Genomic DNA, 10,009 nt, shown 5'->3' on the forward strand with positions numbered 1-10,009 from the left:
CAATTAGATTTATCAGCCAAATAAGGGTTTAACTTTTCCAAATAATATTCCGAGTTTGCAACCCCGCCAAACCCCGGAATAGATAAAATCACACCCGTTTCCTCATTTATCCCCTTATGAGGCAATGTTACATAATAATCTAGTTCTTTTCTTCGGAAACCTACTTCAATATCTTCAAGTGGTTTAATAGTGAAAGCCTGAGTGCCCAATGCTATACCTCCGTTGAATTGTTCTCCGAGCCAATTTAATCTATCAATGATAGATTAAATTCAATAACCATTCCAATATATATTTGTAAACACCTATAACGCCCTTTTTTATCAAATTAAAAACCTGTATATTTCTGTATAATCACTTATCTTAGAATAGCTGTTACGCTTTAATAAGAATTTTTATTTTTCAGCAATAGAAAGAAATCCTAGTTAAAATAGTATTCCTCGAATCAATTTCCCTGCAATATTTTCTCACAAATTAAGAAGTCCAGTTCTGTATCAATATCATAGGATCTTTTTTTCGGCATAATGTAGGAAATTGTGTTAGTTGTCAAAAATGTTTTATGCACTTTTAACCACCCAACATTAGCTACATAAACCGCTCCGTTGAGGACATAAACGGATGGAATATCTTGCCTTCTACTATACTTTTTCTCTGTATACATGATGTTAGACATTTTACTTCTATCATCTACATAATACATCCAATAAGGAGATTTATCCGCCTCGACCAAAGAGACACATGCATCTGCTTTTTCCAAAATACACTTCTCTATGCATTTATCTATATCAGTAACTGTCCGCAAAGGAGATGTCGGCTGTAAGAGAACAACAAAGTCATACCCCTCTAGTTCACTTACTGCGTGGAGAACAGGTTCTATTCCCGGTGTATTATCTTTAGCTAACTCTTTCGGTCGAACAAAGGGGACATCACACCCATATGATTTTGCCACTTCGATTATCTCTACATCTTCTGATGATAAAATTAATCTATCAATATATTTAGATTTTCTTCCTTCTTCGATCGTCCATGCAATTAATGGTTTACCTGCTAGATTACGAATATTTTTGCGCCGAACACCTTTAGAACCCCCGCGTGCCGGAATAATTGCCAGTACTTTCTTACTATCAATCATAAAAAAAACTCCTTAAACTCCCCATTAGCCTTTTCATAATCATCCAATCGCCCAATATCTAACCAGTACTCCCGAAGTGGAAACGCTGAAACGTTTTCACCGTTATTCATCAACATTCTAAAAAGCTGCGGCATATCATAAAACTCATTTTCAGGAACAAATTTCAACACATCTGGACTCAACAAGTAAATTCCGGCATTGACAAAACTCTTATGCACTGGCTTTTCCTCAATTGACAAAAGACGATTGTTATCTATTTCAATGACACCGTATGGAATTTGATATTCATATTCACGGACACACATTGTCGCCATTGAATTCGTTTCATTATGAAAGTGAAGCAACTGATCATAGTTAATTTTCGTCAGTAAATCACCGTTCATCACGAAAAAGGGATGAGTGGGCTTTTCATCTAACAATGATAATGCTCCCGCTGTTCCAAGCCTCTTTGTTTCCTCTATGTACGAAATGTTCACCCCAAGAAGTGATCCATCTTGAAAATAGTCTTTAATAATTTCTTTCTTATAATTTACTGACAGAATAAAGTTAGTGAAACCAGAGCCTTTAAAACTATCAATAATTGTTTCTATAATAGGCTTATCCCCAACTTTCAACATTGGCTTTGGGAAATTATCTGTCAAGGGTCGGAGCCTTGTTCCAAGCCCCCCGGCCATCAAAATAACCGTATTTTCTTTTTGCAAAGCTTTCGCTACATCCTCCGCAAAAAGGATATCTTGAATCTGCTTTTCTCGATTCACAATCGGTAATTGTTTCAAGTTGCGTTTTCTCATCGACTCTTTAAAGTAAAATGGTTCCTTTTCCGATGTTTCATACACAGGAGACTCATTCATAACCTTTTGAATTGGTGTATCCAAAGGCATCCCCTTTAATAACCCGCGACGAATATCACCATCTGTCACAGTTCCAAGCAATTGCATGTTTTCATTAATAACTACAGCAAACTGTAATGATGATCGATTTATAATATCCATAGTTTGAATAATTGTTGTTTTAGGTAGGATAAGAATCTCTTTCCACTTTTTCATCGGCTATACTTCCTTTTAATAATGCAAATCATCAGTTGATAAACAATTCATTCAAAATAAAAATTTATTTTTTCATACCTACAATAATCCACTCTATAACTTTTTCTTCTAAACGATTAAAGGTTCTTTCTATTTTTTCCAATTCAATAATTGCAAAATTACTTAATAAGTCATCAATATCTTCTCTAGCTGTAAATCGAGCAATACCTTTATTATTTAAGGGGCCTACAATAGGAATCCATGTATTATACCCAATGTTTAGTCCTGTTTCGTCTCCCCAACATTTAGTCGCAAACGTTCTGCTATATAATTTTCCACCTATTTTTAGAACTCTATTTATCTCATTATAAATTTCTTTTGAATTCTCATAATTGTTAGCGTATATTGCTTCAACATCAATTACAGCATCAAAGGTGTTATTTTCAAATGGCAATGACTCAATATCTCCCACTTTAAGATTTCCTGACCAACTAGGGACTTCAATATTTAACCTATCAATTGCTTTATCTATCGCTGTTTTGGAACCGTCTATTCCATAAACTGAAAATCCTTCTCTTGCTATATACCATAGATTAGCCCCTGTTCCACACCCCACTTCAAGTATTTTTACGTCTTTTCTATTCAGTTCTTGGTAAAAGTTTCGTGCAATAAAACGAATTAAATCTTCTGAAGGATATTTTCCCCATTCTTGACTCTGAAATATCTTTTCCCAAGTTTGATCCCAAGCCAATTTAATGCCCCCATTCTTAACGGTAAAATAAAATATAGCTTTCCTTCTTGGGTTCTCTTGCTATATATTCAGTCCTTAGTTCTCCATAAACTTTCTCATTATGCTTAAAACTGCCAATGTAAAATGGCGCTTCATTTTTTGAAAACCCCCTTTTAAAAAAAAGAAGAGAATTTTCATCTGAACTATTAGTACCTCCACCTAAATACAAAACACGATATTTCCTTTTTTGTGCATATTTTGCAAACTCATAAAGTAATAAATTAGCAACATTTTTTTTCCTTCCTTCATCATTAGATGTAGACAAATGATATTCAGCAATCTGACCATACGTAAAAAAAATAGAAGATCCTATCACTTGACTATTATCATTAACTGCACTTAATAAATAGACATTCTCATGCTTTAATAATTCAGAAAAGTATTTTTGATGAAAAAAGTAATCTTTCCCGGCGTTTTTTTTATCCATTAATGACGTATACATCTGAATAAACTGATCAATATAAGCTTGAGATTTTGAAAATACAATATTTACATTACTTTTCTCCGCTTTTCTAATAGCAGTTCTTACTCTGGTGCTAAATTCCGAAAAAAGTTCCTCTGTCTTTAAATCAATGTAAACTGTTTGTCTGTTTTTATACACCTGACCATAATATTGGTTCTCATTTTTTAAAAGAGGATGAAAGCGGACAAACTCAACTAATACATTGTGATCTAAGCACCATTGTTTATACTTTTCGATTGCTTCTATAATAAAATCCTCTTTCCCTACATACAATGGTCCACCGTATCCGTAGGGTGACTGAATATCATAATAATGAGTATTTGGTACTTTCCCCAGATGGAAAGCATGATAATATATGGCATCACTTCTTTCAAAAGTAAAAAAAATAGGTTGTAAATCTTGTTTGCTTAAAGCATCATCTATTACATATTGAGGATGGAAATAAAATGATTGTAATTTATTCGGTAATTTATTGAATACACGTAATGCTTCTTCTGGAGATACTATCATGGCAATCTAATTTCCTCATCCTTTTCAAAGTCGTCCATCGTAACTTTATTTAATAGTTTCCAATAATCAAAAGGTGTTATACCGCTGCCTGGTCGTTTTACTGTTATATTCTCGGTTGTTAATTTTTCGCCCTTTTTAATTACTTTTTTCGCAACGATACTTTTGCGTGCTATATTGACATTTTTCAATTCAGATTTTGAAGGGATTTTTACACCTGATCCTTTTGCTTGTTCTACTTGACGTATGCTTATTACCATTTGATTTAACTCTTCTGGCGAGAGCGATGCTTTATGATCAGGCCCTTCTGCATTTTTGTCATATGTAATATGTTTCTCTATAACAGTTGCACCTAAGGCTATAGCTGCAACTGTTATCGCAATACCTTCTGTATGATCAGAATAGCCAACGGGTAGCCCAAAAGCTTTTTTCATCGTATTTATTGCTAAAAGGTTCACATCATTAATTAAAGCCGGATATTCAGTCGTACAATGTAATAAAGTTACATTTTCTTTTAAGATTTGCTGCCCTTCATAAGAAATAAAAATTTCTTTAAATACTTCCATAGAAGGAACTTCTTTTTTCTGCAAAAGTCCAAAAGCTAAAACACCAAGAGCATTCTCTATTTCACTTAAGGTAGCCATACCTGTTGATAAAATAACATGCGGGCGCTTTCTAGCAATATGGAGTAGTAATGGTGCATTCGTAATCTCTCCTGATGGAATTTTAATTGTTTTCATGCATAACTCATCTATTAAAAAATCTGCACTTTCTTCATCAAATGGTGTCGATAGAAACTCAATGTTCCTTTCCTCACAATATGCTTTCAATTCTTTGAATTGTGAAAATGATAGTTCAAGCTTTTTTACCATCTCAAATTGAGACTCTTCTTCACCGGTCGTTCGTATTTGATAGTCGGCCTTCGGAGCTTGATTACTAATCACATTTTCTGTTTTAAATGTCTGAAACTTAACAGCATCCGCTTTTGCCTCAACTGCAATGTCTACAAGTTTCTTTGCGAGCTCGATATCACCATTATGATTAACACCTGCTTCAGCAATAATATATGTACCAGTCACTTTTTCACCTCTTAAAATAATTGAGAAATATCATTCATTGAAAATTACGGATATTTATATATATCCACTCATTAAACATATTATTAATGAAATTCTGATCTAACTAATATCATAAAAGGTTTTTTTGATAATATCTTGTACATCAATATTCTTTAAGACCTTTTTAATTTCTTTCGATGTTGTAAACCCATCATATTTTAATTCTACCTGATTTAATGTTTGTTGAAAGTCTTCAGATACAGCAGTATTAATTGACTTAGCAATCTCATCAACTGTCGGTATACAATCAATAATTGTACTTGCTTTCAAACGTCCCTTTTGCCTTTCGCCAATATTTACAGTAGGTACTGATAGTACGGGAGCCTCTATAATCCCACTTGATGAATTCCCAATTACAGCATTACTATAATTCAATGTGCTTAAATATCGTAATTGACCTAAAGAAAAAAATGACTTTACTCTTTGAGTATTATTAGCCGTATATTCGTCTATTAATTCGTTAATTCTCCTACCATCCGTATCAGCATTGGATTTAGTGAATATTACTTGATACTCTGGAAAAAAATCCAATGCCAATAATAAATTTTTCATTTGATCTTCTGCAGTTTGAACTTCAAGTGTAGAAGGATGAAAAGTCACTAAAAATAATTTACTTAATTTCATCCCGTAAAAATCATTAAGCTCATTTATTGATAATAATTTCATTTTTCTAATGCTTTCTACACCGGGGTCTCCCACATTAAAAACACTACTTGGTTTTTCTCCCAATTGAATAACCCTATTTCTATATTCCTCATTTGCAGGAAAATGAATATGACTCATTTTGGTGATAGCATGACGGATAGACTCGTCTATTACACCTTCTGTCAGTTCTCCCCCAGAAATATGAGCAACAGGAATTCTCATTACTAAGGCTGTCTGAGCAGCACTAAGTATTTCAAATCGATCTCCAAGAAGAATCAATATATCTGGTTGAAGCCTAACAAAAGTATCAGAAAAACCAATTGTTCCAAGCCCAATTGATTTAGCGATAGCCGACGGAGTATCACCCGAAATCAACATCTCCACTTTCTCATCGATCGCAAACCCATCTTCCTCGATTTGCTTATAAGTTAAACCAAATTCAGGAGAAAGATGCATCCCCGTAACTACTAGTTGTAATTCTAATTCATCATCTGCTTGGATTTCTTTCATCAACCAATATAACACTCCATATTCAGCCCGTGTTCCAGTAACAACACAAATTTTACGTTTAGTCATTTAAGAACTTCTCCTTTCATCGGAGTGGATGGAATACTAATGACCTTTTTGTTTAATTCATTTATTAATGACAAATCCCCTTTTGGACAATCCATATATGTAATTAATTCGTGCATTGACGTCCAGATTGGCCTTGCCATTGCTCCTTCATCATTTAATACTCCCAACACAGTATCACGGTTATGCTTCTTAGGATCAATAATTATCGTTTGAATCCAGTAATTACTAGCTCCAAAAGTAGGTTCGGTAAATAACTTCACTCCTTCTATTTGTTCAAATAGTTTTTGATAGATTCTTGTTAATTGCCTTTTTGCAGCAAGAAAGTCATCCATCTTTTCAATTTGCGCACACCCAAGAGCAGCATTGATGTTTGGCATTCGATAATTATAGCCAATTTCATCGTGTCGGTATTCCCAAGGATGTGGAATTTTAGCCGTTGTGGTGATATGTTTGGCATAGTCGGCCAGTTTTTCATCATTCGTCAAAATCGCACCGCCACCGCCTGTTGTGATGATTTTGTTGCCATTGAAACTGATTGCTCCAACGAGACCGAACCCTCCAGTATGTTTTCCTTTGTAATAAGACCCCAGTGATTCAGCTGCATCTTCTACTAAAACAAGATTATACTGCTCACATAAATCAATTAACGGATCAAGATCAACAGGGTGTCCGAATGTGTGCATCGGCACAACAGCACGGATGGGGCGATTCGTTTTTTTATTAAACAGTTGCCCACTTTTCATTTCTCCAATGTCACGAATATGTTCTTCCAATTTCACTGGATCAAGCCCCAGTGTTTGTTCCGATACATCCACAAAATGTGGAATGGCATTTAAATAAGCAGTTGCGTTTGCTGTCGCAACAAAGGTTAGTGCTGGCATAAAGACTTCATCGTTAGCCTGAACACCTGCAATTTTAAGTGCTATATGTAAAGCTGCTGTCCCGTTGACAACAGCAATAGCCCTCTTTACACCAGTGTATTCAGCAAGTCTTTTTTCAAACTCATCGACATATTTGCCAACAGATGATACCCAGCCTGTTTGAATACAATCCGTTACAAACTCGACTTCCTTTTCATCAAATGTCGGTTCATGTAAAGGAACAAAGTCTTTATTATCGTAAATCTGTTTTATATTCCGAGCTATTTCTTGCCATTGCTTGCTCATATGTTATATACATCTGCCTTATATCTGGATAAGTTTCCTGGATTCGCAAACCAGTCAGCCGTTTCTTTTAAACCACGTTTAAATCCATTGATACCGCCATATGAAGGCTCCCAACCTAGCAGTTCTTTTGCTTTTTGATTATCTGCCCAAAGTCGTTCCACTTCACTTTTTTCAGGGCGAAGACGGATTTCATCTGTTTCAATCTCCACATTTTTACCCATTACTTCCGCAATTGCTTTAGCTGTATCACCGATGGAAATTTCATAGTTGCTGCCAATATTGATTACTTCGCCAATTGCTTTTTCGCTGTTCATAATGGAGATAAAACCACTGATCGTATCTTTAATATAGTTAAAATCCCTCGTTGGGCTTAGTGCACCGAGTTTGATTTTCTCCTTTCCAGATGCAAGCTGCGTGATAATTGTTGGAATGACAGCACGAGCTGATTGCCGCGGACCATATGTATTAAACGGACGAATAATAGCTACTGGTGTTTCAAACGAGCGGTAAAACGACAGTACCATTTGATCAGCACCAATTTTGGACGCAGAATAAGGTGACTGCCCTTGTAATGGATGCTCTTCATTAATCGGAACATACTGCGCTGTCCCATACACCTCACTTGTTGACGTGTGAACAAGTTTTGATACTCCAAGTTCACGCGCAGCCTGTAATACATTGAGCGTTCCTTTTATATTCGTATCGACATATGTATCCGGTGAATGATACGAGTATGGAATGGCAATTAACGATGCCAAATGCAAGGCTATATCGCAACCTTTCATTGCTTCTTTTACACCATGCGGGTCACGAATATCACCAGCAAAGACTTCGATTTGATCCTTTATTTGTTTCTCTGAATGATCGAGCCATCCCCAAGAATTAAAGGAATTATAGTATGTAAAAGCCCGGACTTTATAGCCCCTACGGACAAGTTCCTCTGTTAAATGTGAACCAATGAAGCCATCTGAACCTGTTACTAATACTGTTTTATCTCTTAGCATACTCATACCCCTTATTACATTAAATATAATTTTCTAATGCCTCTTTTATATAATCTTCTATTTGTTCAATACAAACGATCGTTGGAATTAACATTTTTATTTGAACCTCTTTATTCTTTATTAAATTTTTCACATTAATTACTTGTTCAATACTATTAATGTCCCATAAAGTTTTTACAACAATGGATTGAAGGTTATGCCGTAATAAATCATGTCCTAATATTTCATTCATAATAATATTTGTTGTTTGTAATTCTTCAATAACCTTTGCTAACTTTTTTATTGAACTTGAATGAGTAATTTTTATTCTCTGAATAACTTCGAGCTGTTTTATACACTTTTCCTTAAATGTGTTGAAATAATCCAACTCCTCATTAAAAGACTTTTTCATCTCTTCTATACTAATATCATAAGTAGATGTATTCTTGACTATTTCTTTTACTGAATGAATTTCTTTTAAACAATATGTATCTATCGTTTCTTTCAAAGATTTTTGTAATGTCGAGTTAATTTTAGCGCCACCTTCAGTAGCATTAATCACGAACAATTGATGATTACTGATTTGTGCTTCAAACCATAGTTTAAAGAACCCCCATATATATGTTGTTCTAACTATATCTCCATAGTAACCTTCTATCTCATAATCCTGAAATAAAGATAGAGCTTCTTCATCTTGAACCTCATGATCGTATATTGTTCCAGCTGCATGAGATTCCCCTACTTTAGAACCATAGGCTAAATCTTGACCCGCGAGAATAATTGGAGACGCCCCCAAATGCATAGCCAATCCAAAGGCAACATGTGCACAAGAAGATCCCATTTCGATAAAGCTATCATTTTCTAATCCTAAAAGCCTCTGTAACCAATTATACTCTGCAACTCCATTTCTCATGGGTAACATGATATCACCTTGAAATTCTGCGAAAATTCGGGGATCTAATAATGGTGGACCTACCAATGTTACATCTTTATGAATATTTTTATCTTTATAAAAATATTCATACGTTTCTTTTCCACGCTCGACTGAACACACAAAGTCAGGGATAATATCCTCTATTAATAACTTACTGACAATGGTGTCTACTGCAATAATAACAGCCTTATCTTTAATCCTTTTAAGTTCCTTAATATTCTTATTTAAAGATGGACCAGCTGATACAATGATTGCCGGTTTGTCCTTACATTTATTTTTTAATTGTGCAGCGTCCTTTGACTTTTGAAGCCACTTTAAGTTCTCAAGATTGTTTTTCAAACCATCTAAGCCATCTTCTATACTATTCCCTACCGATAAGATAACATTCCTAACTACCTCTCTTATGACTTGCAAAGCATGCTTGGTTACTTCCATATCATATCTTCGATAATAATCTGTTTGATAAAAATTAATATTTTTGGCTAAACCAAGTAAAGCATAGTGCGAAAAAATTCCCCGAACAAAGTCATTTATCCTCTCTATATCATCAGAAAATAATATAACATTTTTATTTTTAAAAAGATCCAAATACTTGTGATGTAAAGCATGTTGGAAAAAAGATAAATTCGGTTCTATTATTACTAAAATCGAATCCTTATTCATTTTTTTATAC

At 34.5% G+C, this 10,009-nt stretch carries 9 protein-coding genes and 1 pseudogene; all 10 read right to left on the reverse strand.

The window, feature by feature from the left end:
• Nucleotides 1-209: pseudogene (locus QYG89_RS16750) on the reverse strand (hypothetical protein); the annotation flags it as partial.
• 233 nt (nt 210-442) lie between these two features.
• Nucleotides 443-1,129, reverse strand: a complete 687-nt coding sequence (locus tag QYG89_RS16755; RefSeq protein ID WP_404319328.1) for an acylneuraminate cytidylyltransferase family protein — start codon at nt 1,127-1,129, stop codon at nt 443-445.
• Nucleotides 1,126-2,175, reverse strand: a complete 1,050-nt coding sequence (locus tag QYG89_RS16760; RefSeq protein WP_404319330.1) for a nucleotidyltransferase family protein — start codon at nt 2,173-2,175, stop codon at nt 1,126-1,128. The genes QYG89_RS16755 and QYG89_RS16760 overlap by 4 nt, the downstream gene beginning before the upstream one ends.
• Nucleotides 2,176-2,239: 64 nt before the next feature.
• Complete coding sequence (locus QYG89_RS16765; protein WP_404319332.1) at nt 2,240-2,905, reverse strand: class I SAM-dependent methyltransferase; 666 nt, start codon at nt 2,903-2,905, stop codon at nt 2,240-2,242.
• A gap of 16 nt (nt 2,906-2,921) precedes the next feature.
• The gene (locus QYG89_RS16770; protein ID WP_404319334.1) at nt 2,922-3,917 is read right to left on the reverse strand and encodes a GNAT family N-acetyltransferase; all 996 of its coding nucleotides are present in this window, start codon (nt 3,915-3,917) and stop codon (nt 2,922-2,924) included.
• Complete coding sequence (gene neuB / locus QYG89_RS16775; protein WP_404319336.1) at nt 3,914-4,993, reverse strand: N-acetylneuraminate synthase; 1,080 nt, start codon at nt 4,991-4,993, stop codon at nt 3,914-3,916. The genes QYG89_RS16770 and neuB overlap by 4 nt, the downstream gene beginning before the upstream one ends.
• A gap of 99 nt (nt 4,994-5,092) precedes the next feature.
• Nucleotides 5,093-6,253, reverse strand: a complete 1,161-nt coding sequence (gene neuC / locus QYG89_RS16780) for a UDP-N-acetylglucosamine 2-epimerase (protein WP_404319339.1) — start codon at nt 6,251-6,253, stop codon at nt 5,093-5,095.
• Nucleotides 6,250-7,419, reverse strand: coding sequence for a LegC family aminotransferase (locus tag QYG89_RS16785; protein ID WP_404319341.1), 1,170 nt, complete (start codon nt 7,417-7,419; stop codon nt 6,250-6,252). Before QYG89_RS16785 ends, neuC begins: the two co-directional genes overlap by 4 nt.
• The gene (locus tag QYG89_RS16790) at nt 7,416-8,423 is read right to left on the reverse strand and encodes an NAD-dependent 4,6-dehydratase LegB (RefSeq protein ID WP_404319343.1); all 1,008 of its coding nucleotides are present in this window, start codon (nt 8,421-8,423) and stop codon (nt 7,416-7,418) included. The genes QYG89_RS16785 and QYG89_RS16790 overlap by 4 nt, the downstream gene beginning before the upstream one ends.
• Nucleotides 8,424-8,442: 19 nt before the next feature.
• Nucleotides 8,443-10,009 (reverse strand): motility associated factor glycosyltransferase family protein (locus QYG89_RS16795; protein ID WP_404319345.1); only part of this gene is annotated, 1,567 nt, incomplete at its 5' end.

This window comes from Bacillus lumedeiriae (assembly GCF_044891285.1).
GTDB lineage: Bacteria > Bacillota > Bacilli > Bacillales > Domibacillaceae > Pseudobacillus > Pseudobacillus lumedeiriae.